At 61.1% G+C, this 22,210-nt stretch carries 23 protein-coding genes; 9 read left to right on the top strand and 14 right to left on the bottom strand.

Translation table 11 applies throughout. From position 1 onward, the window contains the following. Positions 1-7: 7 nt before the first annotated feature. The gene (locus ABFB52_RS12325; RefSeq protein ID WP_007956954.1) at positions 8-463 is read right to left on the bottom strand and encodes a (2Fe-2S)-binding protein; all 456 of its coding nucleotides are present in this window, start codon (positions 461-463) and stop codon (positions 8-10) included. A 240-nt stretch (positions 464-703) separates the two neighbouring features. Here ABFB52_RS12325 and ABFB52_RS12320 point away from each other — a divergent pair, with 240 nt between their 5' ends. Continuing rightward, on the top strand, positions 704-1,534 hold the full coding sequence (locus tag ABFB52_RS12320; RefSeq protein ID WP_102687403.1) for an alpha/beta hydrolase: 831 nt from the start codon (positions 704-706) through the stop codon (positions 1,532-1,534). Between the two features lie 35 nt (positions 1,535-1,569). On the opposite strand, the gene ABFB52_RS12315 is transcribed toward ABFB52_RS12320, so the two are convergent. After that, complete coding sequence (locus ABFB52_RS12315) at positions 1,570-1,962, bottom strand: GFA family protein (RefSeq protein ID WP_085667809.1); 393 nt, start codon at positions 1,960-1,962, stop codon at positions 1,570-1,572. Between the two features lie 109 nt (positions 1,963-2,071). Here ABFB52_RS12315 and ABFB52_RS12310 point away from each other — a divergent pair, with 109 nt between their 5' ends. Continuing rightward, positions 2,072-3,220 carry a GGDEF domain-containing protein gene (locus tag ABFB52_RS12310; protein WP_129973681.1) on the top strand — a complete coding sequence of 383 codons (1,149 nt, stop codon included), beginning with the start codon at positions 2,072-2,074 and terminating at the stop codon, positions 3,218-3,220. Positions 3,221-3,258: 38 nt separating this feature from the next. After that, on the top strand, positions 3,259-3,930 hold the full coding sequence (locus tag ABFB52_RS12305) for a class I SAM-dependent methyltransferase (protein ID WP_085748408.1): 672 nt from the start codon (positions 3,259-3,261) through the stop codon (positions 3,928-3,930). Positions 3,931-3,935: 5 nt separating this feature from the next. Here the strand turns inward: ABFB52_RS12305 and ABFB52_RS12300 are convergent, their stop codons facing one another. From ABFB52_RS12300 to ABFB52_RS12290, 3 genes are all read right to left on the bottom strand, one after another. Beyond that, positions 3,936-5,090, bottom strand: coding sequence for an NnrS family protein (locus ABFB52_RS12300; RefSeq protein WP_129973680.1), 1,155 nt, complete (start codon positions 5,088-5,090; stop codon positions 3,936-3,938). 2 nt (positions 5,091-5,092) lie between these two features. Further along, positions 5,093-5,341: a transmembrane sensor/regulator PpyR gene (locus ABFB52_RS12295; protein ID WP_085748410.1), complete on the bottom strand. Its 249-nt coding sequence runs from the start codon at positions 5,339-5,341 to the stop codon at positions 5,093-5,095. 165 nt (positions 5,342-5,506) lie between these two features. Further along, on the bottom strand, positions 5,507-6,853 hold the full coding sequence (locus tag ABFB52_RS12290; protein WP_129973679.1) for an FG-GAP repeat protein: 1,347 nt from the start codon (positions 6,851-6,853) through the stop codon (positions 5,507-5,509). 148 nt (positions 6,854-7,001) lie between these two features. Between ABFB52_RS12290 and ABFB52_RS12285 the strand changes: the two genes are divergently transcribed. Together ABFB52_RS12285 and ABFB52_RS12280 are read left to right on the top strand one after the other, a co-directional pair. Continuing rightward, positions 7,002-7,505: a VOC family protein gene (locus ABFB52_RS12285; protein WP_085748412.1), complete on the top strand. Its 504-nt coding sequence runs from the start codon at positions 7,002-7,004 to the stop codon at positions 7,503-7,505. A 35-nt stretch (positions 7,506-7,540) separates the two neighbouring features. Then, entirely contained in the window at positions 7,541-8,371 is an 831-nt protein-coding gene (locus ABFB52_RS12280) for an AraC family transcriptional regulator (protein WP_129973678.1), read from the top strand. 91 nt (positions 8,372-8,462) lie between these two features. Here the strand turns inward: ABFB52_RS12280 and ABFB52_RS12275 are convergent, their stop codons facing one another. From ABFB52_RS12275 to ABFB52_RS12265, 3 genes are all read right to left on the bottom strand, one after another. After that, entirely contained in the window at positions 8,463-10,313 is a 1,851-nt protein-coding gene (locus ABFB52_RS12275; protein ID WP_346836131.1) for a hypothetical protein, read from the bottom strand. Positions 10,314-10,497: 184 nt separating this feature from the next. Continuing rightward, positions 10,498-10,869 carry a DUF6124 family protein gene (locus ABFB52_RS12270; protein ID WP_240866133.1) on the bottom strand — a complete coding sequence of 124 codons (372 nt, stop codon included), beginning with the start codon at positions 10,867-10,869 and terminating at the stop codon, positions 10,498-10,500. A 327-nt stretch (positions 10,870-11,196) separates the two neighbouring features. Then, positions 11,197-11,784 carry a LysE family translocator gene (locus tag ABFB52_RS12265; protein WP_129973865.1) on the bottom strand — a complete coding sequence of 196 codons (588 nt, stop codon included), beginning with the start codon at positions 11,782-11,784 and terminating at the stop codon, positions 11,197-11,199. A 142-nt stretch (positions 11,785-11,926) separates the two neighbouring features. On the opposite strand from ABFB52_RS12265, the gene ABFB52_RS12260 reads away from it, so the two are divergent. Continuing rightward, entirely contained in the window at positions 11,927-12,682 is a 756-nt protein-coding gene (locus tag ABFB52_RS12260) for a type 1 glutamine amidotransferase domain-containing protein (RefSeq protein WP_129973866.1), read from the top strand. 9 nt (positions 12,683-12,691) lie between these two features. Here the strand turns inward: ABFB52_RS12260 and ABFB52_RS12255 are convergent, their stop codons facing one another. Both ABFB52_RS12255 and ABFB52_RS12250 read right to left on the bottom strand, forming a co-directional pair. Further along, positions 12,692-14,929 carry an ATP-binding protein gene (locus ABFB52_RS12255; protein WP_129973867.1) on the bottom strand — a complete coding sequence of 746 codons (2,238 nt, stop codon included), beginning with the start codon at positions 14,927-14,929 and terminating at the stop codon, positions 12,692-12,694. Beyond that, positions 14,926-15,531, bottom strand: a complete 606-nt coding sequence (locus tag ABFB52_RS12250; RefSeq protein WP_129973868.1) for a biliverdin-producing heme oxygenase — start codon at positions 15,529-15,531, stop codon at positions 14,926-14,928. The genes ABFB52_RS12255 and ABFB52_RS12250 overlap by 4 nt, the downstream gene beginning before the upstream one ends. Positions 15,532-15,805: 274 nt before the next feature. On the opposite strand from ABFB52_RS12250, the gene ABFB52_RS12245 reads away from it, so the two are divergent. Further along, complete coding sequence (locus ABFB52_RS12245) at positions 15,806-16,426, top strand: LysE family translocator (RefSeq protein ID WP_129973869.1); 621 nt, start codon at positions 15,806-15,808, stop codon at positions 16,424-16,426. On the opposite strand, the gene ABFB52_RS12240 is transcribed toward ABFB52_RS12245, so the two are convergent. Beyond that, on the bottom strand, positions 16,423-16,836 hold the full coding sequence (locus ABFB52_RS12240) for a VOC family protein (protein WP_102717749.1): 414 nt from the start codon (positions 16,834-16,836) through the stop codon (positions 16,423-16,425). The two genes, ABFB52_RS12245 and ABFB52_RS12240, sit on opposite strands and share 4 nt — an antisense overlap. Before the next feature lie 109 nt (positions 16,837-16,945). Between ABFB52_RS12240 and ABFB52_RS12235 the strand changes: the two genes are divergently transcribed. Continuing rightward, positions 16,946-18,028: a methylated-DNA--[protein]-cysteine S-methyltransferase gene (locus ABFB52_RS12235; protein ID WP_102717750.1), complete on the top strand. Its 1,083-nt coding sequence runs from the start codon at positions 16,946-16,948 to the stop codon at positions 18,026-18,028. 57 nt (positions 18,029-18,085) lie between these two features. Next, positions 18,086-18,712 (top strand): DNA-3-methyladenine glycosylase, encoded by a 627-nt coding sequence (locus tag ABFB52_RS12230; RefSeq protein WP_085748316.1) that lies wholly within the window; start codon positions 18,086-18,088, stop codon positions 18,710-18,712. Positions 18,713-18,937: 225 nt separating this feature from the next. On the opposite strand, the gene ABFB52_RS12225 is transcribed toward ABFB52_RS12230, so the two are convergent. The 3 genes from ABFB52_RS12225 to ABFB52_RS12215 form a co-directional block, all read right to left on the bottom strand. Continuing rightward, positions 18,938-20,035 (bottom strand): extracellular solute-binding protein, encoded by a 1,098-nt coding sequence (locus tag ABFB52_RS12225; protein ID WP_102717751.1) that lies wholly within the window; start codon positions 20,033-20,035, stop codon positions 18,938-18,940. Positions 20,036-20,037: 2 nt separating this feature from the next. Beyond that, positions 20,038-21,153, bottom strand: a complete 1,116-nt coding sequence (gene aguA, locus ABFB52_RS12220) for an agmatine deiminase (protein ID WP_085748305.1) — start codon at positions 21,151-21,153, stop codon at positions 20,038-20,040. A gap of 99 nt (positions 21,154-21,252) precedes the next feature. Then, positions 21,253-22,137: a LysR substrate-binding domain-containing protein gene (locus tag ABFB52_RS12215; protein ID WP_085608994.1), complete on the bottom strand. Its 885-nt coding sequence runs from the start codon at positions 22,135-22,137 to the stop codon at positions 21,253-21,255. Positions 22,138-22,210 lie beyond the last annotated feature (73 nt).

The raw sequence follows: 22,210 nt of genomic DNA, 5'->3' as shown, positions 1-22,210 counted from the left end.
CCCTCGCTCAGCCGATGTCGGCCGCGCGTTTGACCGCCGCGCGGATTCTTGGGTACGTGCCGCAGCGGCAGATATTGCCGGAGAGCGCCTGATCGATATCGCTGTCGGTGGGTTTGGGGATTTTCGCCAGCAACGCGGCGGCGGACATGATCTGCCCGGACTGGCAGTAACCGCACTGCACCACGTCCAGTTCGGCCCAGGCCTGCTGCACCGGGTGCGAACCGTCGCTCGACAGGCCTTCGATGGTGAGGATCTTCTGGCCATGGGCGACGGCCGTGGCCGGGGTGATGCAGGAGCGCAGCGGTGCGCCATCGACGTGCACGGTACAAGCACCGCACTGGGCCATGCCACAACCGAATTTGGTACCGGTCAGGTGCGCGACATCGCGCAGGACCCAGAGCAACGGCATGTCCGCGGGGACATCGAGCTCCTGATCCTTGCCATTGATGTTCAAGGTCAGCATCGGGGACTTCCTCAGACTCACGGTGTTCTGAAGGGCGCTGCTCCGGCTCTCGATGTCCGTGCGCGCCTCGGCTTATCCCTTTCAGCTAAGCGCATTTTGACCCGACGACCAGCCGCTGCGACCACCGGTCATGCCGCACCGTTCGGGAATTCTTCGACCAAAGTGCCGACTTTGCTCCTACAGTTGATTCCGGTTGTCATCGCAAGACCTGCCCTTTCACACTTTCCAGGAGTCGCGAACATGGGATTTGTCACAACGAAAGACGGCGTCGAAATCTTCTACAAGGACTGGGGCCCGAAAGACGCTCCGGTGATCCACTTCCACCACGGCTGGCCGCTCAGCGCGGACGACTGGGATGCGCAGATGCTGTTTTTCCTGGCACAGGGCTTCCGGGTCGTGGCCCATGATCGACGGGGTCACGGGCGTTCGAGCCAGGTCTGGGACGGCCACGACATGGATCACTACGCCGACGATGTGGCGGCGGTAGTCAATCATCTGGGGACGCAGAAAGCCGTGCACGTCGGCCACTCCACCGGTGGCGGCGAGGTGATTCACTACATCGCCCGGCATGGCGAGGATCGGGTATCGAAAGCCGCGATCATCAGCGCCGTGCCGCCGCTGATGGTGAAAACCGAGAGCAGCCCCGGCGGTTTGCCCAAGTCAGTGTTCGACGATCTTCAGGCGCAACTGGCGGCCAATCGTGCGCAGTTCTATCGCGACGTGCCCAGTGGGCCGTTTTACGGCTACAACCGCCCTGGCGCCAAGCCATCGGAAGGGATCATTGCGAACTGGTGGCGTCAGGGCATGATGGGCGGCGCCAAGGCGCACTACGACGGCATCGTTGCCTTCTCGCAGACCGACTTCACCGCCGACCTGAAAAGCATCTCGATCCCGGTGCTGGTGATGCACGGCGACGATGACCAGATCGTGCCGTATGAAAATGCCGGTGTGCTGTCGGCGAAACTGCTGAAGAACAGCACGCTGAAGATTTATCCGGGCTTCCCTCATGGGATGCCGACCACCGAGGCGCCGACGATCAATGCGGATCTGCTGGCGTTCATTCGCGGCTAATAGTGGCCGGGGTCCGGCGCCCTGCCTGACCCCGGTTACTCTTCGGTTCGCCCCGTTCTCTCGCGATCACGCACGTAGTGTCGGGCCAGCGGAAAGGCCGGTAGCCACGACTCGCGACGCACCGTCCACAGCTCATAGGTGGGCTGGAATTGATCCGGCGCATCCAGCGCGCCCAGATTCACTTCGACTTCATCGCCACTGCGGCCAAACACCGATGAGCCACAGCGCGGGCAGAAATGTCGTCCGGCATAGTCACGGGTCTCGCCGCTGATCGTCACCGCATCCTCGGGAAAGATCGCCGACGCGGCAAACAGCGCGCCATGGTGTTTGCGGCAATCCAGACAGTGGCAAACACCAACCCTGTAGGGTCGCCCGGACGCCTCAATCCGCACCTCGCCGCACAGACAACCGCCAGTCAATCGGTCCATGGGACACCTCGCCTGAAAATGGAATATCCGGTGAGTGAAAATAGCAGCCCATTGGGGGAACGCTTACAATCGTGGCCCATTAACACTATCCAGGCAGACCTGTCCTTTCATGGCGCTCGATCCTCTCACGATGCTCACCATTTCCACCGCCCTGGCCGCGGCGGCCGCCCTGTATCTGGCGGTCGAATGGCGCAGCATCCGCGAACCTTCCCTGCTGTTCTGGAGCGCCGGTTTCGCCACCATCACCGTCGGCTCGAGCCTGGCCCTGTTGCGCGCCAATGGTTATCCGCTGATCGGCATCTGGTTCGCCAACGGCCTGCTGGTGGTCGCGCACTGGCTGTTTCTGCTGGGGGTCGCGCGGTTTACGCAGAAGCGGTTGTCGCGGGCCTGGTACTTGATGTTCCTGCTGTGGCTGGCGTTGCTGCTGCTACCGGAAGATCCGTCGTGGTCGAAGATCATGCTGATGGCCAACTCGCTGCTGGTGGCCGCGCCGATGCTGCGGGCCAGCCTGTTGCTGCGCCCGCACGGCAAATCGTTGAGCGTCGGCGCAGTGCAGTTGCGATATGTGCTGCTGATCCACGGCGCGTTCTATTTCGCCAAGGCGATCATCGCGGTGATTCCCGGCACGCTGATCGATCTGGCGTCGCTGCGCGGCGAAATCATTCAGATTTCCCTGGTCGAGGGTGCGATGGCGATCATGCTGATCGCGCTGTCGATGACCGGCACCGAGCGCTACCGGCGTGAAAAGCAGATTGCCGAACTGGCCGCCCGGGATCCGCTGACCGCGCTGTACAACCGCCGCGCCCTGGAAGTCCGCGCACCGCGCCTGCTTGATGAAGTGTCCAGCGCCCGCCCCGGCGCGCTGCTGCTGATCGACATCGACAACTTCAAACTGATCAACGATCTGTACGGCCACACCGCCGGCGACCGCTTGCTCATCGCCCTCAGCGAAATGATCCGCGCGGTACTGCCCAAAGATGCGCTGGCAGCACGGCTGGGCGGTGACGAATTCGTGATGCTGCTGGGCGATGCTTCGCACGCACAGATCATGGTGCTGGGCAGCGCGCTGCGCGAACAGTTTCAGCAGATGACTTCCCAGACCTACACCACCCCGCAAGCGGTCACCCTGAGCATCGGTGCCAAGGTGTTCGATCAGCCGCCGCTCAGCCTCGCGGCGTTGATCGAGCAAGGTGACAGCGCGCTCTACGAATCCAAGCGCGGCGGTCGCAACCGGATTCAACTGGCCGACTACACCTGACCTATCCTTGCCTGCATCCCGCGATCCCGGAGCCCGTCATGTCCTCGCCTGAATCCACCCTCCTCCAGAGCTGGCATCACAACGCCCGGGCCTGGACCGAAGCCGTGCGCAGCGGCGCCATCGAGAGTCGCCGGCAGGTCACCGATCAGGCCATTCTGCTGGCGGTGATGGGGCGCCAGCCGGAGCGCGTGCTCGATCTGGGATGCGGCGAAGGCTGGCTATTGCGGGCGCTGGCCGAGCGAGGATTCGATGCGGTCGGCGTCGACGGCGATGCGACGCTGGTCGAGGCCGCGCGGGTGGCAGGTTCATCGCCCGTGCATGTCGCCAGTTACGAAGATCTGGTTGAGGCGAAGGTCGACATTGGCCGCGACTACGACCTGATCTGCGCCAACTTTTCCCTGCTGCATCAGGACATCATTCCGCTGCTCGCGGCGATGAATGCCCTGCTCGTGCCCGGCGGTGCGCTGGTGATCCAGACGCTGCATCCGTGGTCGGTCGCGACCGGTGATTATCAGGATGGATGGCGGGAAGAAACCTTCGACGGTTTTCAGGGCGAGTGGCAACCGATGCCGTGGTATTTCCGCACCTTGTCCAGTTGGCTGAATGCGCTGGACATGGCCGGCCTGCAGTTGACCGGCCTGCGCGAGCCGCAGCATCCGCAAAGCCCGATGCCGCAGTCGTTGTTGATGATTGCCGAGCGTCGCGGATAAAAACCCTAGAGCCTCGGCTTAAGCAGGATCCCGGTGTAATGCCGCAAAAACAGCGCGAACCCCGCGCACCAGAGCACCACGGACAGCCCCAGCCCCAGACTGGAAAACGGCACCAGCAACACCCGGCAACCCGCAGCGATCAGCACCAGCGCAAAGCCCAACACCATGCCTTTGGAAGGCTGTAACAACCGGCCGGTATGCCCAAGGCTGACCCGCGCGATCATCGCCAGAATCAACCCACCCACCCCGCCGACCGCCAGCGCATGAGTCGCCAGGCTTTGCTGGCCGATCAAACCCAGATGCCACAGCGCCATGGCCCAGGTTGCCAACGCCATCCAGCCGTAAGCCAGATACAACGACCAGAGCAGCGGCACCCGCCACATCCCGCGATCATGCCAGCGGATCAGCCGCATCAACTGCAAACTGCCGGTCAGCACAAACAAGCCTGCCAGCCACAGCCGGGGTGAATCATTGAGGCCTGCCGCAAAAGTGACTGCGGTCAGCAGGCTGCCGATCAACAGCAAGCGGGTTGGCAGTGGGTTGGCGGCCGGCGCCGGTGGACGGTTCAAGCCGCGCTGGATGAAGAACGGAATCACCCGCCCACCGATCACGGTCATCAGCGCTGCCACCAGCCACAAAGCGCCCAGAACACCCTGGCGTTGCAGGCCGGCGTCGTCGTTGTACAGGCCAATCAAAGTCAGCGCCTGACAACCCGCCATCAACCCGAGCACCAGCACAATCGGGTAATTGTCGCGTTTGCGCGCGGCGATCAGGTCCCGCGCCAGCATCACCGCCAGCAGCGGCAGAAAACCCCATTGCAGCGCAAGAATCAGCCCGGTCGGCAACGGCAGCCACCAGGCCACACGTCCGAGCAGCCAGACCGACACCAGAGCGATCAGCGCCCCGCCGCGCACTCCGGGAATGCCGGTCCAGTTGGGCACCGCCGTCAGCAGAAACCCGGCAACGATCGCCGCCGCGAAACCGAAGGGCATTTCATGTCGATGCCACGCAAGCATGCCGCCCGCCGGTTGCAGATCGAACCAATGTCCGTAAAGCCACAGACCCCAGATCAGGATCGCCAGCGCGGCGAATCCGGCCCCGGCCAGAAACAGCGGCCGAAAGCCCAGGCTGAACAGCGGCGCATCGGCGAGTCTGCGCATGTTCAAACCACCACGGCGGCGTGATGTGGGCCCAGCCGATATTGAGACAGGAGCCGCATCACATAGCCGATCTTGATCAGCGTCGGGCCAACGATGGTCATGGCATGCATCGCCACCAGCAACGCAATCGGCATGTGGCCCTGATACAGATAAGCGCCGTAGATCCCGGCCAGCAACATGACCAGACCGGCGACGAGCACTTTGCTCGACAGGTGCAGAACGTTCAGCGGATTCTCGAAGAAAGTGAACATGTTTCGTACTCCTGAGCGGATCAGTTTGTACGATTGATGTATCAATTCGTGTGCCAGATTTTTTATCTTTAAAGATCAGCTAGATAAGCCATAAGAAGTCAATATGACTCGACCCAGAAAGAGTCACATCGACTTCAGTGATAGTCATAAAGACAACAATCGCCTTCAGGGTTGCTTTGCGTAAGCCCCTCTGAAATCAGAGAACTCACCGGCACCCTCCACTTGCACCGCTCCGTCGAGCAGTCGCAATCGATAAAGTGGCTCGGCGATCTGATCCTGACCGATCACCAGATTGCCCGCCTGCAACGGCCACTGCCGAGTCTCCTGGCGGGGTGGTTTGCCCGGTTGCGTCACGGCCATCTGGATCAACGCCTGCTCACCCGCACCCTTCTCGGTGGCCGGCACGATTTTGATCGTCAGCCACGCCGATCGCTCGTCCGGCGCCATCATCACGTAACGTCCTTCACGCTGATCGCCCGTGGGCGTCTGAAACTTTTGCGGTGCAACCCGGAACGCCGTCGGTCGCGCTTCGAAGATCAGAGACTTGTCGCCGTCGTGCCATGTCCCGCCCTGGAAACCGTGCTCATCAGGCTCACCCGCCACATACCAGTCGCCGGTGACACGGCCCTGGGCGTCCAGCTCATGCAGCAACACAGCTCCGTCATCGTAGGTCTCGCCCACCAGTCGGATCGGTTGGCCATTGCCCGTTTTCGTGTAACGAACCTCGCCAATGTAGACGCCACCCAGCATCTGCCACCACAGCTCGAATGGGATCTTGCCATCGAGCTTGCCCCGCAGCATCACCGGCGCTTCACCCACGGGCCCTTCAAGGCGACGCTGTTCCCGCCATTTGCCTTCCTTCAATTCCCGCTGCGTGACGTCGGTATAACCCGCCGGCATCAGCGGGCTGCCTTCCGACGGCCGCTGTGCCACCTCGATGATTTCGGTCACCTTGACCGGCGAATTGTCCTTCACCTGCCAGGTACTGCTCTGGCGCCAGCAGCAACCGCTCTTCGCGTGTGTGACAAGGTGGCGAGCGGCGCCATCGACTTCAAACAACCCCAGATACGGTTCGCGAGTCAGCGCCGACAAAGCCTTGTTCGGCACCAGCACCGGGCTCGACGGCTTAAACAGATAGACGTCGTAGGATGCCGCGCCGTAGCCACCGTCGTTACCGTTACGGAGCGCCAGATCCTGGTGTCCATCGAAATTGAAGTCGCCAAACACCACCAGACGTTGCTCGTCGCATCGCAAGGCCTTGGCTGAATCGTTGAGCGGAACCAGGTCGACGGCATCGGCCGTGTCGATTCGTTGCAACACTTCGCCACTGGACTTGTCGCGCAGGATGACTTGTGCCGCCACTGGTTCGAAGTTCTGCGTCGGTGGATGCTCGATGGTCACATCGACGCTGTACCTGTTTGCCGGATCCAAGAGCTGACAGCTCAAAGGTTCGGCACTGGCCGACGCGGCGGCAAACAGGCAGAAAAAAATCCATGTACGAGAGGCAACCATGATGCAGAGCGTCCTTGCGGCAAAATCGGGGCGGCAAGTCTAACGACAAACGTTTTTGGGCGCACTTGTCGATCTATGGCGCCTACGACCCGCTTCGGACTGACTACGCTTTTAATCCAGCGTGTCTAACCTGCCGAGGATGACTGCCATGCAACGCTTTCAAAAGCTGACCCCGTGCCTGTGGTTCGACGATCAGGCCGAGGCGGCGGCCAAGTTCTACTGCTCGATCTTCGATCACTCGAAAATCACCGCCCTCACCCACTACAGCAAGGTCGGCCAGGAATTCCACGGGCGCCCGGAAGGCTCGGTGATGACCGTCAGTTTCGAACTCGACGGCCATACCTTCACCGGGCTCAATGGCGGGCCGATGTTCAAGTTCAATGAGGCGATCTCGTTTCAGGTCAATTGCCAGAATCAGGAAGAAGTCGACCATTTCTGGGGCAACCTCAGCGCCGGCGGGCCGGTGGAAGCCCAGCAATGCGGCTGGCTCAAGGACAAGTTCGGCGTATCGTGGCAGATCGTGCCGGTGGCCTTCATGCACATGATGACCGACCCCGACCAGACCAAGGTCCAACGGGCGATGCAGGCCATGTTCCGGATGAAAAAACTCGACATTGCCGAACTCGAACGAGCCTTCGCCGGCCAGAGCTAATACACTCGGGCACTGGTCTGCCGAGAACCACAACGATGAAAGCTGCCGCCAAGAACCCCGAACAAGCCCCGCGCTTCTGGCGCGACGACGCCCTGCCCTTCATCGAAGCGCGGGCCATCGCCGATGGGCGCGAGGTCTGCTATTCACGGCACTCCCACGCGCACTTTTCCATCGGCGCGATCACCGCCGGGCGCAGTACTTACGTGCATGAGCAATCATCTTTCGAAGTGACGGCCGGCACCGTGGTGCTGATGAATCCGGGGGACGTGCACGCGTGCAACCCGATCGATGACCAGCCGTGGTCGTATTTGATGTTGTATGTGGAAACGCCGTGGCTGACGGATCTGCAGCATCAGCTGGGGTTCAGTGCGGAACTTGAGTTTCGGCGGTTTTCCGATACCCATTTGAATGATGCCCGCCTGTTTCGCGACTTGAATGCGTTGTACGCGATATTGGTCGACGAGCAGCAAGACGTGCTGCGCAAACAGAGCGCTGCGGTGGAGTTTTTCAGCGACCTGCAACTGCGCCTGAACCCTATCGAACAACCTCTGCGAGAGCCGAACTTCAAACTCGAACGCGCCGCCGACTTCATTCGCCATCATTGCACCGAACTGCTCAGCCTCGACGACATTTGCGCCGCCGCCGAGCTGTCACCGTCCTATTTGATTCGCGCCTTCAAACAGCATTTCGGCATGACGCCCCATGCGTTTTTGGTCAACCAGCGCATTCAGTTTGCCCGAGAGTGTCTGAGGCGCGGGCAGTTGATTGCGGATGTGGCGCTGGAGGCGGGGTTTGCCGATCAGGCGCATTTTCAGCGGGCGTTCAAGCAGCATCTGGCGGCTACGCCGGGGCAGTATCGGGGGTGAAGAAAAACGGCCCGCATCGTTGCGGGCCGTGAGGGTAACGGGCGAAGCCATTGGTCATGGCTTTGCCGCAGGTAAATAAATGCGTCCCCTTTTAGTCCCGTCGCAATGAAATGTTGTCTATCACAAGCCAGTCACCCGGAGAGTTTTCGATCTCAATTCGGATGATTCCCGCTGCAGCGAAAACAAGCTCGAATACGTTGTTCAAGGTCAGTTGCAGATTTCTCTGTCCGAGGAGGCCGTTTTGACCGTAAAAGTACACACTGTTGGTGCTGGTATTGGTAGCCCCATACCAGAACGACACATGAGCGCACGGAAATGCAAGGGTCAACGAAATGCGCTGCGCAATTGCATCTTGATACCCAACATGCAAAGCGTTCCCTTCTGTTTTTCCAGGAATAGTCAAAAAACCATCGCTTACTGATGTCACACCCGCAGTCCCTGCTCCCCCGATATGCTTGATTGTCATTAATGGCGTTTGAATCGTTTGCCCAAAACCTATGAACTGTCGCGGTACAGCCTCAAAGTCTTCGATAAGTGATTGCGCCACTGCCTTGATCGTATAGACCCTATCCGGAAATTCCTCTGCCGTCGCCCTGACATTGGTCATGTCCATCGACACTGCAAACTTCACGAGCAGTGTGGTGGCATTTCCGAGTTGCTTGAGGAAGCTGTTCACCAACGTTTGAAGCCAGAAACCCTGACTGACCCAAGTCGGATTGACTCGCGCCGGCAAACCATTCCACAAGGGCAGAATAACCACATTACCGTTCGGGTCCTTGCCTTCCAGTGATAGCCAGCACGGCATGCCGTCTGCAATCAGTGTCCAGAGCAAAGCGTGAATCCTGGCGTTCTGGGTACCCAGCGCGATAACGTCCAGCACGTTGTTCGCATCCGCTTCCAGAATTTTTGGCGGGATCAGCGCCGTGGCGGGCAATGGCAGGATATTTAGTGGCAAGACTTGCGATGAGGTCTCAACACCGTTGCGCTCGATTACATAGGTGACCTTGACCATTTTACGCAAACTGTAGGCCAGCACCGAGCGTGGTACCTGAAACTTCAGGCCCGCACTGACCAGCTGTTGCGCACTGTTGAATGAGGCCCCGGTCGCACTGATCGCGCCCTCCCATTTGACACGGATCCTGTCGCTGGGCAGCAAAGTGCCCACAGGCACCACTACCTCGACATTCTGCAAGGTCGGATTGAAGTTGTTGCCTGTCTGCCCCGTGACGGAGGGGGGCAGTAAAACAAGTGTGTTGGCGGTGATAACGATGGAGGTCGTAGGCGACACTCTGAGGTTGTTCAGTTGATCTTTTATGGTGGCGCTCACTGTACGAGTACCGTCACCGATCTGCTGGAGGTCAAGGGTCGTCAGGTTGTAGGTGACCGGGTTGGCAGGATGGACATAGGGAATGGTTTTACTCCATGAGCCTATGGTCAGTTCCATTTCGTCAAATTGGCGCGGGTCGCTCCGGGTTAAAGTGACGGTAGGCGACTGCCCCGGAACAATGCTGGGCGGATGGCTGACCGTGATACCGGAGACCGGGTTGTTGAACAGCACATTCAGTATCGGGGTGGATTGATCTTTATTACCGCTGACCCGGGTGACTTCGTAGTACAGCGTATTGAGGCCATCCTTGAACACTCCCCAAGGAGCGTCCATAAAAATGCGGTCGTTCTCTTCGCCCGGCTTGATTAGCTTGATCACGGATGTCGCCAGGCTGTTGACCCACAGCCTTACGGAGTCACCTGCTGTAAAGGAGGTGGAAAACAACCTGACCGCGTCGATCACAATGAAGAGATTGATGGTTGGCGAATAAATGCTCTGGGAAATGCCGAGATCGTAGGTTTTCGGCGGTTGCAGGTTTTCTTCTGCGCCCGGGATTGCCATCGGATACAGCTGGAGCAAGGCGGTGATCTGTGTCGAATTGACGTTGATGCTCATGTTGCTCTCCTGGCGTGCGATAAATAGCCATCTTCGGGACGAAGTTCATGACACCGCGAAAGAGGAGCATCGTCACCTGTCAGATCTGACAGGTGAGCGTGATTTCAAGACGAATGGTCATCGGTAAACGGTTTCCTGCAGACGCAAAAACGGCCCCGTAAAGGGGCCGTTTTGGTTTCAGCACTCAGACGCGCGGCTCAGCCGCCACCTCAAGATTATCAAGCGCCCGATTCACCGCCAGTTCACCCAGCATGATCAATTGCGCAATCCCCAGCAGCACATGCCGATGCGAGCCGTCCACCAGCCCGGCGAAGTCGGTGGCCATGGTTTTGGCCGAGGTCAGGGTTTCGCAAGCGTCGGCCAGCAGTTCTTCGCTGTCGATGCCGGGGGCGATGAGGTAGCGGGTGTTGGGTTTGAGCATCGGTTTTCTGGGGTGGAACGGATTGAGGTAGTGGTCGAGGGCGCGGTCGGCGGCTTCGTGGAATTTCTTGGAGTCGAGGGTTTCGTAGGGCGAGGTCGGGTCGGTTTCGGGTGGGTTTGGTGTTGGTTTGATCATGATTGAATTTCCAGAGTCATGGAGCCGCCACGATTCGCTGCGATACGAAGAGGTGGCAGCTATACGCGGGTCGCAGACCGGGACTCTAGAACCGGCAGACCCGAGGGTCTCCCACGTACAGCCGCCATAAAACTGGAGGATGTTGTGCGTCTAGAGATCGCGGGCTGCGAGACCCGATCGCTGATTCGTCAGCGACCGGCAAACAATAGAACCCGCCCCCAAGGCGCACAAGCCGGCGAATTCTGGCGGATGCGTAGGCAATGGCGCAAGTTCGCGTGGTTTGTCGGACGCATCCTTAAACACCTTTAAACCCAAGCCCCGTCACACTCACGGCAGCAACAGATATCCCGCACTCACCGCCAACAGCAACGCCATCACCCGGTTGAACAAGCGCATCCCCGCCGGGTTGCCAAGATAACCGCGCAAGAACGTCCCGGCATACGCCCAACAGCCGACCGACAGATAACAGATCACCAGATACACCGCCGCAAACTGCCACACAAGCCGCGCCGCGCCATCGGCGACAAACGCGCCCATGCCCGCCACGCAGGCCAGCCAGGCCTTGGGATTGAGCCACTGCATCACTGCGCCGTAGAGCATCGACGGCGCCCTGCCCGATTCTCCCGCATTCAACTGGCCGTCATCCGTGGCCAGTTTCCAAGCCATGAACAGCAAAAACGCCACCCCGGCCAGTTGCACCACGCGGGTCAGCGCCGGCCACAGCTTGAGCACTTCGTGCAGCCCCAGCCCCATCAACACCAGCAACAACACAAATCCCAGCGTCGCCCCGGCCACATGCCTCTGACTGGCGCGAAAGCCGAACTGCGCCCCCGAGCTCAACGCCACGATATTCACCGGCCCCGGGGTAATGGACGCGGCCAGGGCAAACGCCGCCATCGACACAATCAGACTCATCGCACACCTGCTTCAAATCGAGGAACAAGGCGCTCACGGTAGCCGGCGCACGGCAGGCGGTATTGAAGGAAATTACCCCCGCACGCGCAGACCCACTACGCTCTGGCTATGCGATCACTTTTGACCAGGAAGTCTGCCCTCGATGATCTTGATTCTGCTGCCCTGCGCCGATTACGACCCCACCGAAAGCAGCGTGCCGTGGCAGACGATGCGTAATGCGGGCATCGAAGTTCGTTTTGCCACGCCGCAAGGCTTGCCCGCCCACGCCGATCCACGGCTGGTGGATATCGGCTTCGGCCTGTTGAGTTCGATGCTGATGACGCGCAAGGCCGATCTGGACAGTTACACGCAGATGATCGAGTCCGAAGCGTTCAGGCAGCCGCTGGCGTATGCCGATGTCGACACGAATCGATTCGATGGTCTGCTGATCCCCGGCGGGCATGCCAAAGGCATGCGCACGTTGTTGGAATCCACGCAGGCCCAGCAGATTGCCCTGCAATTTTTCAAAGCCGAAAAACCCGTGGCGGCGGTGTGTCATGGTGTGCTGTTGCTGGCGAGGACGCTCGACCCCGATACCGGGCGGTCGGTGTTGTTCGGGCGCAAAGTGACGGCATTGCTCGCGGCCACCATGGAGTTGCCGGCGTGGCTGATGACAGCTGCGTGGCTGGGGCGCTACTACCGCACCTACAAGCAGACCGTCGAAGCGGAGGTGAAAACCGCGCTGGCCAGCAAAACCGACTTCAAACGCGGGCCGCTGATCGCCAAGCGCGATTGTGTGCAAAAACTGCAATCGGGATTTGTGGTGCGCGACGGGCAACTGCTGACGGCGCGCTGGCCCGGCGATTGCCATCGATTCGCCGCAGAATGGGTGGCCATGTTGCAGCCCCCCCAACGCTGATCGGCTTTTTCAGTCCTGACGCGGCACGGTGAAGCGGAACTCACTGCCCTGCCCCGGCTCACTCTCGGCAACGATCTGCCCGCCATGGGCCTCGACGATGCCCTGCGTGATGTACAGGCCCAGCCCGGTGCCGGTCGGATTGCCTTCCTTGACCGTCCAATAACGGTCGAACACGTGCGGCAAGTGATCCTTGGGAATGCCTTCGCCGCTGTCGCGCACCGTGAAGACGATGTCGTCACCGACCGATTTGGCATACACGTCGACCGTACCCAGGCGCGGGGTGAATTTGATCGCGTTGCCGACCAGATTCGACAGCACCTGAAACAACCGCTCGGGGTCGGCATGGATGCTCAGGTCGGGATCGGCCTCGAACGAGATGCTGATGTCCTTGTCCAGCGCCAGCGGCGCCAGCAGCGATTGCGCCTCCTCGAACATCTGCGCGACATCGAGTTTCTGCGGCGCGATGGTGTAGCGACCGGCGTCGATTTTCGAAGTGTCGAGCAAGTCTTCCAGCAGCGTGTTCATGCGCCCGGCGGCTTGCTGCATGGTGTCGATGGCGGTCGAAATGCGCCGCGAAGTGTGCGGCCCGTCCGAGCTGAAGGCCTTCTGCATCATGCCGCAGAGCATCGAGATCACGGTCATCGGGTTGCGCAGATCGTGGGAAACCACCGCTACCAGCTCGTCGCGGGCACGCACTGCTTCCTGCTCGCGGCGTACCTGGCGGGCCAGATCGTTTTCCAGCGCCGAGCGACGCAGGTCGTTGGCGGCAAACAGATCGCCGTGGCTCCATTTGGTGGAAATCCCGGCCATCTCGACCTTCCAGATTTCGAACGAGGTACGCGGCCGCAGACGAAGGCCGGCGTCAGAGTTTTCCAGATCCAGCGGCTTGCGCGGGTCGCCGCTCCAGTTGATGTTCTCTTTGACTTCGGGGCGGAACCACAGCACGCCGTTGTCCACCGGTTTGGGCAGGCTCATGGCGAGCACGCCGCTGGCGACCTGCTGATAGTGCGCGGCCGGCGGGTAGACGCTGGCCAGGTGATGACTGGCAAACACCGGCTCGCCACGCTCCTGCAGCCATTTGTGCAGGGCACGGATCTCTTCCGGCTCCGGGCAATTACCGTAACGGTGCAATTGCTTGTCTTCGATGATCGCGATGCCGCCGGCATTGGCCAGCGCCATCAGAACCTGTGGCTGATTGGCCAGGCCATCGAAGACGTTCTGTGGCGAGTCGATCATCGCCTGATTGAGCAGCGCCAGCGCCTCGACCTTTTCCTCGCGTTGACGGCTGACTTCCAGCGCTTCCATCGCACTGATCTGCAACGACAGCACCTGGCCGATGGTCTGGCATGCCGTGCGCAACTCGTGCGGCACGTGCAGCGGCTGACGATTGCCGCAACTGATCAGGCCCCAGAGCTTGTCGCCCTTGAGCAGGGAAATGCTCATCGAGGACAGCACGCCCATGTTCTTCATGTACTGGCAGTGGATCGGCGACACGCTGCGCAGCGTCGCGAAACTCAGGTCCAGCGGGGTCTGGGTGTCCGGGCGCAACTTGGGCACCAGCGGCACCGGTTGGTAGTCGGCATTCGGAATGATCCGCAGCCAGTTGGTGCGGTACAGCTCGCGGGCCTGCTCGGGGATGTCGGAGGCCGGGAAAAACAGACCGTTGAAGACTTCCATCGACGGATCGGACGCTTCGGCGATGACCTGACCGTGGCCCTCCTCTTCGAAGCGATAGATCAGCACCCGGTCGTAACCGGTCATGGCCTGGATTTCCTTGACGCTGATGTCGTACAGCGCCTGCAGGCTCTGGGCCTTTTGCAGGCGCGCGAGCATCCGCCCGAGGTGAGTTTCGGTGCCGGCGACATTGCGCGGCTGGAAATTTTCGACGTGGATTTCCAGCTCCAGAATCAGCACATCCTGATGCCGGTGCAGCAAGCCTTCGAACGCGGTGCCGTTGAGGCGAAAGTGCAGCGGCGGCGCATCGGACAAGGCCGGTTGCTGCAAGGCCTCGCGAACCTGCGCGGCATGGGTATCGCCGATCAGGCTTTGCAATGGCTGGCCGATCAGTTCTTGTGCCGGTCGGGCGAGCAAGGTCTCGACGTTGGCGCTGATCTGAATGATCGAAAGGTCCGGCTCGCTCAGGGTCAGCAGCAAACCGTGCGGCTGGATCGCGCCGGGAAAGCGGATCGGCTCGTCGGCGCAGTTGGCCAGCAACTCTTCAAAGGCTTCTTTGTCTTGCGGGTTCATATCAGAACCTCCTGACTTTCGAGCCACTGCTCGAAACAACTGAATGTAGTGTGGGCCGCCGCCACGACGGCTTTACGCTCGTCGGTGTCCATCGGGCGACTGCCCAGGTATTCGATGAAATCGCGCCAGCGCCGGCCGGTGGCGGCACCGTAAACGTCCAGAAACGCCGCGCCGTTTTCCGCGCCCAGGCTCAGCCGTGTGGCGATCTCCCGACGCAGGATCTGCCCGCCGAGAGTCGCGCCTTCCAGCACATACAACACGCCCAGACACGCGGCGGCGGAGTCGATGACGGGCAACCGGCGGCAGATCGGAAAATCGCCACCATTTGCGCCCAGCGCTTGCAGATCGCGTTGCAGGGTCGGTGCCTTGAGGCGGGAAGCCAGATCAAAATCAGCGGGAATCGCGTCGCTGTCCTGCAGCACGGCTTCCAATGGCTGATAGAAGCCGTAATAGGCGCGCATCAATCGCTCGAAAGCGTGCAGATCAAGGGTGTCGGAGAAAAAAGGAAGGCGCTTTTCAAGTGCAATGTGCAGTTCGGCCGTGCCGGCGCGCAGATCCTGCAACACCGGTGGTACATGAACCTCGCGGGCCTTTGCTTGCATGTAGTCGCTCGTACAGTGGGCCGCCTGGGGCCATGGGGGAATGGAGAAGCATGGCGCGAAAGCTTACACGGCAATGGTAGTTTCTGACCCGGCAGATGGGATTCTCTGATGAATTCATCAACCTGTGAAGGGTTAAGAGCTGACCGGACGGCAGAAAGTTCGAAGGAATTCACTGCCGATAGTCGCTGTACCGCGACTCTGGCGCCTGACTGTACGGTTCAGGCACGCACACCCGCGTGATAAAAATACCGCTCCCGTCACCGGAGCCCGCACCATGGATCTCGCCACCCTCTCGCTGTTTCTGCCCGCCTGTTTCGCCCTGAACATGGCACCGGGGCCGAACAATCTACTGTCGGTCAGCAACGCCACCCGTTACGGCTATCGGCGCGCCTGCGTGGCCGGGATCGGGCGATTGCTGGCGTTTGCCGGGATGATCGCCCTCGCGGCGGCGGGGCTGGCGGTGGTGCTGCAAACGTCCGAGCTGTTGTTCTACGGGATCAAGATTGTTGGCGCGGGGTATCTGTTGTATCTGGCGTGGCAGCTGTGGCGGGCCAATCCTGCCGCCGAAGACGCGGTGACTGCGCCGACGAGCGGGATTCTGGCCCTGGCGCGTCAGGAATTCCTGGTGGCCGCGGGAAATCCAAAAGCAATCCTGATCTTCACCGCATTCCTGCCGCAATTCGTCGACCCGAACCGCGCCATTACTCCGCAGTTCATGCTGCTGGGCGTGCTGTTCCTGCTGCTGGAATGGATCGCCATCAGCGCCTACGCGTACATGGGGCTGCACATGCGCCGCTGGTTCGCCGAGCCGCGCGGCAAGCGGATTTTCAACCGTTGCTGCGCGGGGTTGCTGTCGGCGGCGGCTTCGGTGTTGCTGATGGCCAAACGGGCCTAGGCTTCGGACGGGCCTTTGAGTTCGACCTGATTGCCGTCCGGGTCGAAGCAGTACAGCGACAGGCCGTAACCCTCGGCGCCAAAACGGGTGGCGGCTTTTTCGACGCTCAGGCCGCAGGCTTGCAAATGACTGATCAGCGCCGCTTCATCGAACGGCTCGATGCGCAGGCAGAAGTGATCGACATTGCGCCGTTCGCTGCCGGCAGCGGCGCCGCCCTTGCGGCCGATTTCGCCGTCGAGGTCGACCAGATCGATCATCGACGTGCCGGCGCGCAGGTGCACCAGACCGAACTTTTCGTTGCGCTTTACTACTTCGGCGCCGAAGACCCGGTCGTAGAAATCAATGCTGCGTTGCAGATCGGCGACGCGCAGCACGATGTGATCGATGTGTTGAATCGTGAACGGTGGCATACCTTCATTTCCCGAGTTGTAGCGACCCGATCACTGTAGTGCAGCGGCCCGAAAATTCACTGTCGATTTTTCGGTGGAGCCATCGAATAACTGGTTTTATCCTCGGCCCATGAACATACAGACCGCTGTCCTGCCCCCTCACGCCGAAATGGTTCGCGCCATGCTCGCAAGCGACACCGCCTATGAAGGCGTGTTCTTCACGGCCGTGAAAACCACCGGGATCTTTTGCCGCCCGACCTGCACGGCGCGCAAGCCGAAACCGGAAAACGTCGAGTTCTTCGCCCACGCTGACGACTGCCTGTCCGCCGGTTATCGCGCCTGTCTGCGCTGCAAACCGCTGGACGCTGCGGCCATCGCTCCGGACTGGGTGCAGCGACTATTGAAAGCCGTCGACGCCGATCCCGAGGTGCGCTGGAGCGATGCGCAATTGCTCGCCGAGGGCATCGAACCGTTGAAGTTGCGGCGCTGGTTCAAACAGCATTTCGGCATGACCTTCCATGCGTGGCTGCGCACGCGCCGGCTCGGTGTGGCATTGGGCGGGATCAAGCAAGGCACGTCCATCGACCATGCCGCGTTCGACTCCGGTTATGAATCCCTCAGTGGTTTTCGCGATGCGTTTCAGAAGTCGTTCCACATCACGCCGGGGCGCGCAGCGGCCAGTGAACCGCTGCTGTTCACCCGCCTGACCACCCCGCTGGGGCCGATGATCGCCATGGCCGAGCGTCGAGGGCTGGTACTACTGGAGTTTCTCGACCGTCCGGCACTGACCCGGGAAGTCGAGGAGCTGCAAAACCGCTACGGCTACGTGGTCGCACCGGGGCAGAACGCGCATTTGCAGCAGATCGACAACGAGCTGGCGCTGTACTTCGCCGGCAAGCTGAGCGAATTCAGTGTGCCACTGCACCTGCCCGGCAGCGAGTTTGCCCGGCAGGTCTGGAGCGAACTGCGGCAAATCCCCTACGGCCACACCAGCACTTACGGCGCCATCGCCGCACGCTTGGGCAAACCCGGCGCCAGCCGAGCAGTGGGGCTGGCCAACGGGCACAATCGGCTGTCGATCGTGGTGCCGTGCCATCGGGTGATCGGTGCGGACGGCTCATTGACGGGCTATGGTGGTGGGCAACCGCGCAAGGCGTTTTTGCTCCGGCTGGAAAACGCCGCCGTGCAGCTGACGCAACAACTGGCTTTCTGACAAATCGACACCCACGCCCCTCCCGGCTTTCAAATCAACGGATCACCGAAGTTGCCGATACCCGATCCCTACCAACCGGCCAGCGAGTTTCTGGCCAGCCTCGACGCCGACTGGCAGCGCCACATTGCTGCGGTTGGCCCCTGCCTGCATCAGCCGCATCCGGCGCGCGATCCCTATGAGTCGCTGGTGCGGGCGATTGCCTATCAGCAACTGCATGCCAAGGCTGGCGATGCGATTGTCGGGCGGCTGGTGGGGTTGTTTCCCGGGCAGACGTTTCCGCGTCCGGAGCAGGTTCTGGCGACGGACTTCGACCGATTGCGCAGTTGCGGGTTTTCGGCGGGCAAGATTGCGACGATTCAGGGGATTGCCCAGGCGACTCTGGACGGCGTGGTGCCGGATTACTCGACCGCGCTGGCGATGGAGGATGAGGCGCTGATCGAGCGGTTGGTCAGCCTGCGCGGGGTTGGGCGCTGGACGGTGGAGATGTTGCTGATCTATAGCCTGGAGCGGCCGGATATTCTGCCGGCCGACGATTTTGGGGTGCGCGAGGGGTATCGGCGGTTGAAGGGGCTGGAGGTGCAGCCTGCACGCAAGCAGATGATTGAGATCGGGTTGGCGTGGAGTCCGTTTCGGACGGTGGCGGCGTGGTATTTGTGGCGGGTGCCGAAAAGCCCCTCACCCTAACCCTCTCCCGGAGGGAGAGGGAACCGATCAGGGGATATTGGAGAGCTCCGCCGACCTGAAACATCAACTCTGAATCCATAGGCGCCAAGACGTGAGCGAACCCATAGTTGCCAACACGTTGGTGAATCCATAGTCGCCTCGGTGTTTCAGGTCGATGTGTAGCGTAAGACACCTCGGTCGGCTCCCTCTCCCCCTTTGGGAGAGGGCTGGGGTGAGGGGCTTGGGCTACAGACCGGATTTCAACCGACTGAACGCGCGAATCAAAGCCCGGTTGAACGCCTTGCCATTGTCATTCTTGCTGTACAGCGAAGCCCTCACCGCCTCCGGCGGATAAGTCCCCGGATCATTGCGTATCGCCGGATCAACCAACCCGTCCGCCGCCGTGATCGCATTGGCGTAATGAATCGTATCGGTAATCGGCGCGATCACCTCGGGCGTCATCAGGTAATCCATCAGAGCCAATCCGGCCTCGGGATGCGGTGCATCCTTGGGTATGACCATCGCGTCGAACCAGATCAACGTGCCCTCCTTCGGAATCCGGTAATTCAACTTGAACGGCTTTTTCGCCGCTTCAGCCTGACCTGCCGCGATGGCAACGTTGCCGTTCCACGACATCGCCACGCAGGTGTTGCCGTTGGCCAGGTCGCTGATGTTCAGGTCATTGTCGAAATAGCGGATGTACGGGCGGATCTTCGCCAGTTGCTGCTCGGCGAGTTTCAGGTCGTCGAGGCTCTGGCGGTTGATGTCCAGGCCCATGTACTTCATGACTGCCGCGAACACTTCGTTCGGGTCGTTGAGCAGGCTCACCCCGCAATCGGCGAATTTCGACACCACTGCCGGATCGAACAGCATCGCCCAACTGTCCCTCGGCGCGTCCGGCAGGCGCTGCTTCACGGCCTCCTCCTGATAGCCGACGCCAGTGGTACCCCAGGCGTAGATCCCGGCGTAGCGGTTGCCCGGATCGAACACCGCCATGTGCTGACGGAACTCCTCGCCGACCCCGGCAAAGTGCGGGAGCTGCTGCTTGTTCAGGGTCTGGATCGCGCCGCTCTCGATAGCCCGCGACAGGTGCTGGCCGGCGGTCAGCACCAGGTCGTAACCGCTGCGCCCGGTGAGCAGTTTGGTCTCGACGGTTTCCAGCGAATCGAAGTGATCGGCGACCACCCGAATCCCGGTTTTCGCCTCGAAATTCTTCAGGGTATCCGGGGCCAGGTACTCGCCCCAGATGTACAGGTTGACAACCGGTTTCGCCGTTTCGGCAGCCTGCACACACAGGGGTGCAAGCACCAGCAATAACGCTTTACTCAGTTTGTGCAGGCCCATGGTCAGGCTCCTTTTTTCTGGCCGGCGTATTGCGGCATGGTGATGCACGCGACGTTGCCGCCACCGAGCAGGATTTCCCGGGAGTTCTCGATGCCGACGATCTTGTGCTGCGGGAACAGTTCGGCGAGGGTCGCCAGCGCCACCTGATCGTTGCGATCACCGAACAGCGGCACCACGATCGAGCTGTTGCCGGCGTAGTAGTTGATGTACGACGCACAGATTTTCGTGCCGGCCTGACGGGTGTGGGTGCTGTCCTGCTGATCGAGGCCTTCGGCTTCTTCGGCGGTCCACTCCAGCACGTCCGGTTGCGGCAGTTTGTGCACGATCAGTTCGCGGCCACGGCTGTCACGGGTGCTGCGCAGGATGTCGTAGGCCTCCTGATAGATTTCCCATTGCGGATCGTCGCGGTTGTCGGTCCATTGCAGCACCACTTCGCCGGGGCGCACGAAGCACGCGAGGTCGTCGACATGGCCGTCGGTTTCGTCGAACTTGCAACCGCGTGGCAGCCAGATCACTTGCTCGGCGCCGAGGTAATCGGTCAGCCGGCGGGTGACTTCGTCCTTGCCCAGGTGCTGGTTGCGATTGCGGTTGAGCAGGCATTGCTCGGTGGTGAGGATGCTGCCCTGACCGTCACTCTGGATACCGCCAAGCTCGGCAATCAATGGCGCGCGATAGCGGTCGAAGCGTTCGATTTCGAGGATCTTGCTGGCGATCTGATCGTCCTTGTCCCACGGGTAGTAGAGCCCGCCGTCGAGGCCGCCGTAGGCGTTGAATTCAAAGTCGACACCACGCACTTCACCGCTCTGGTCGTTGACCACGAAGCACGGGCCGCTGTCGCGGAACCAGGTGTCGTTGCAGGTCATTTCCACCACCCGCACTTGTGGCGGCAACTGGCGGCGGGCAGTCGCGAACTGGGAGGCCGATGCGCAGACCGTCACCGGCTCGCTCTGGGAGATCGCGGTGACAATCTGCACCCAGACTTTCTGTGCAGGCTTGGCGCCGTTGCGCCAGACGTCGGTGCGCTCCGGCCAGCCGAGCCAGCAGCCGGACTTGGCTTCGAATTCGCCGGGCAGACGGAAGCCGTCCTGTTTCGGGGTGGTGTCGAGCAAACGTGCCATGGTCAAACCTCGTCGTCGGGATGGGAATGACCTCAGGCTACGGTCGCGGGCAGTCGGGCCGCCAACGATGATTATTTCGGAACAGTTGAATTCAACTCATCAATCCGCCAGTTGATCGTTGAACCATTCCAGCATCTGCGCCACCGCCGGACGCTCCAGCCGCACCCGCTCGCAGACCAGCGCGTATTGCCCCAGCGCGGTCATGCTGGAGGTGAACGGGCGCACCAGACGCCCGTTCTGCAAATCTTCCTGCGCGGTGAGGTTGTCGCCCATCGCAACGCCCTGCCCTTGTGCCGCCGCTTCCAGCGCCAGACCGGCGTGGGCGAAATACAACTGGCGTTCCGGGCGCAGGTCGCCGGCATGGCTGGTGAGCCACGCGGTCCAGGTCTTGCCGTCCTGATCGTCGTGCAGCAGGCAGTGCCGGGCCAGATCCTTGGGGGTTTTCAGGTTGCCCTGGTTGAACAGCCCGGGGCTGCACACCGGGAAAAACTGCAGCGCCGGCAATGGGCGAACGAAGTACGCGCTGCTGTCCACCGGGCCGGTGCCGTAGGTGATCGCCAGATCAATGTCTTCGCCGGGTGCGGTGGCGTCGATTGGCTGCTCGTAAAGATGCAAGGTGATGTGCGGATAACGCGCGTAGAAATCGGTGAGACGGTTCATCAGCCACTTCTGCGCCAGCTCTGCCGTGACCGCCAGCCGCAACACGGCGAGCGAGGACGGATCGCGCAACTCGTCGCAGGCATCGCCGATCAGTTCGAAGGCCTGTTGCAGGCTCTGCATCAAGCGCCCGGCGGCGATGGTCGGGCGAATCTGTCGGCCCTCGCGGATGAACAGCGACACGCCCAGTTGCTCTTCGAGCTGGCGGATCTGATGGCTGACGGCGCTGTCGGTGACGCACAGCTCAGCGGCGGCGCGGCCGAAATGCGCGTGGCGGGCGGCACACTCGAAAGTTCGCAGGGCGGCCAGGGAAGGTAGTCGGCGCATGGGTGTGGATCCCTTTTTTGCGGACATGCTGACCGGGCTTTTCGCAGGCGTCCATAGCGGCGGCACAGGCAAG

The sequence above is a fragment of the Pseudomonas sp. 9.2(2024) genome (assembly GCF_039695385.1).
In the GTDB taxonomy this organism is placed as follows: Bacteria; Pseudomonadota; Gammaproteobacteria; order Pseudomonadales; family Pseudomonadaceae; genus Aquipseudomonas; species Aquipseudomonas paraglycinae.
Note: the sequence above shows the minus strand (reverse complement) of the source record. Positions and strands in the feature narration are given on the sequence as shown.

What these genes read in the sequence shown, in the direction of transcription:
- ABFB52_RS12245 (WP_129973869.1), top strand. Translation starts at nt 15,806, where the DNA reads ATGGATCTCGCCACCCTCTCGCTGTTTCTGCCCGCCTGTTTCGCCCTG.
- ABFB52_RS12255 (WP_129973867.1), bottom strand. Translation starts at nt 14,929, where the DNA reads ATGAACCCGCAAGACAAAGAAGCCTTTGAAGAGTTGCTGGCCAACTGC.
- ABFB52_RS12260 (WP_129973866.1), top strand. Translation starts at nt 11,927, where the DNA reads ATGATCTTGATTCTGCTGCCCTGCGCCGATTACGACCCCACCGAAAGC.
- ABFB52_RS12275 (WP_346836131.1), bottom strand. Translation starts at nt 10,313, where the DNA reads ATGAGCATCAACGTCAATTCGACACAGATCACCGCCTTGCTCCAGCTG.
- ABFB52_RS12215 (WP_085608994.1), bottom strand. Translation starts at nt 22,137, where the DNA reads ATGCGCCGACTACCTTCCCTGGCCGCCCTGCGAACTTTCGAGTGTGCC.
- ABFB52_RS12250 (WP_129973868.1), bottom strand. Translation starts at nt 15,531, where the DNA reads ATGCAAGCAAAGGCCCGCGAGGTTCATGTACCACCGGTGTTGCAGGAT.
- ABFB52_RS12300 (WP_129973680.1), bottom strand. Translation starts at nt 5,090, where the DNA reads ATGCGCAGACTCGCCGATGCGCCGCTGTTCAGCCTGGGCTTTCGGCCG.
- ABFB52_RS12320 (WP_102687403.1), top strand. Translation starts at nt 704, where the DNA reads ATGGGATTTGTCACAACGAAAGACGGCGTCGAAATCTTCTACAAGGAC.
- ABFB52_RS12235 (WP_102717750.1), top strand. Translation starts at nt 16,946, where the DNA reads ATGAACATACAGACCGCTGTCCTGCCCCCTCACGCCGAAATGGTTCGC.
- ABFB52_RS12310 (WP_129973681.1), top strand. Translation starts at nt 2,072, where the DNA reads ATGGCGCTCGATCCTCTCACGATGCTCACCATTTCCACCGCCCTGGCC.
- ABFB52_RS12280 (WP_129973678.1), top strand. Translation starts at nt 7,541, where the DNA reads ATGAAAGCTGCCGCCAAGAACCCCGAACAAGCCCCGCGCTTCTGGCGC.
- ABFB52_RS12295 (WP_085748410.1), bottom strand. Translation starts at nt 5,341, where the DNA reads ATGTTCACTTTCTTCGAGAATCCGCTGAACGTTCTGCACCTGTCGAGC.
- ABFB52_RS12315 (WP_085667809.1), bottom strand. Translation starts at nt 1,962, where the DNA reads ATGGACCGATTGACTGGCGGTTGTCTGTGCGGCGAGGTGCGGATTGAG.
- ABFB52_RS12305 (WP_085748408.1), top strand. Translation starts at nt 3,259, where the DNA reads ATGTCCTCGCCTGAATCCACCCTCCTCCAGAGCTGGCATCACAACGCC.
- ABFB52_RS12290 (WP_129973679.1), bottom strand. Translation starts at nt 6,853, where the DNA reads ATGGTTGCCTCTCGTACATGGATTTTTTTCTGCCTGTTTGCCGCCGCG.
- ABFB52_RS12270 (WP_240866133.1), bottom strand. Translation starts at nt 10,869, where the DNA reads ATGATCAAACCAACACCAAACCCACCCGAAACCGACCCGACCTCGCCC.
- ABFB52_RS12265 (WP_129973865.1), bottom strand. Translation starts at nt 11,784, where the DNA reads ATGAGTCTGATTGTGTCGATGGCGGCGTTTGCCCTGGCCGCGTCCATT.
- aguA (WP_085748305.1), bottom strand. Translation starts at nt 21,153, where the DNA reads ATGGCACGTTTGCTCGACACCACCCCGAAACAGGACGGCTTCCGTCTG.
- ABFB52_RS12285 (WP_085748412.1), top strand. Translation starts at nt 7,002, where the DNA reads ATGCAACGCTTTCAAAAGCTGACCCCGTGCCTGTGGTTCGACGATCAG.
- ABFB52_RS12325 (WP_007956954.1), bottom strand. Translation starts at nt 463, where the DNA reads ATGCTGACCTTGAACATCAATGGCAAGGATCAGGAGCTCGATGTCCCC.
- ABFB52_RS12240 (WP_102717749.1), bottom strand. Translation starts at nt 16,836, where the DNA reads ATGCCACCGTTCACGATTCAACACATCGATCACATCGTGCTGCGCGTC.
- ABFB52_RS12225 (WP_102717751.1), bottom strand. Translation starts at nt 20,035, where the DNA reads ATGGGCCTGCACAAACTGAGTAAAGCGTTATTGCTGGTGCTTGCACCC.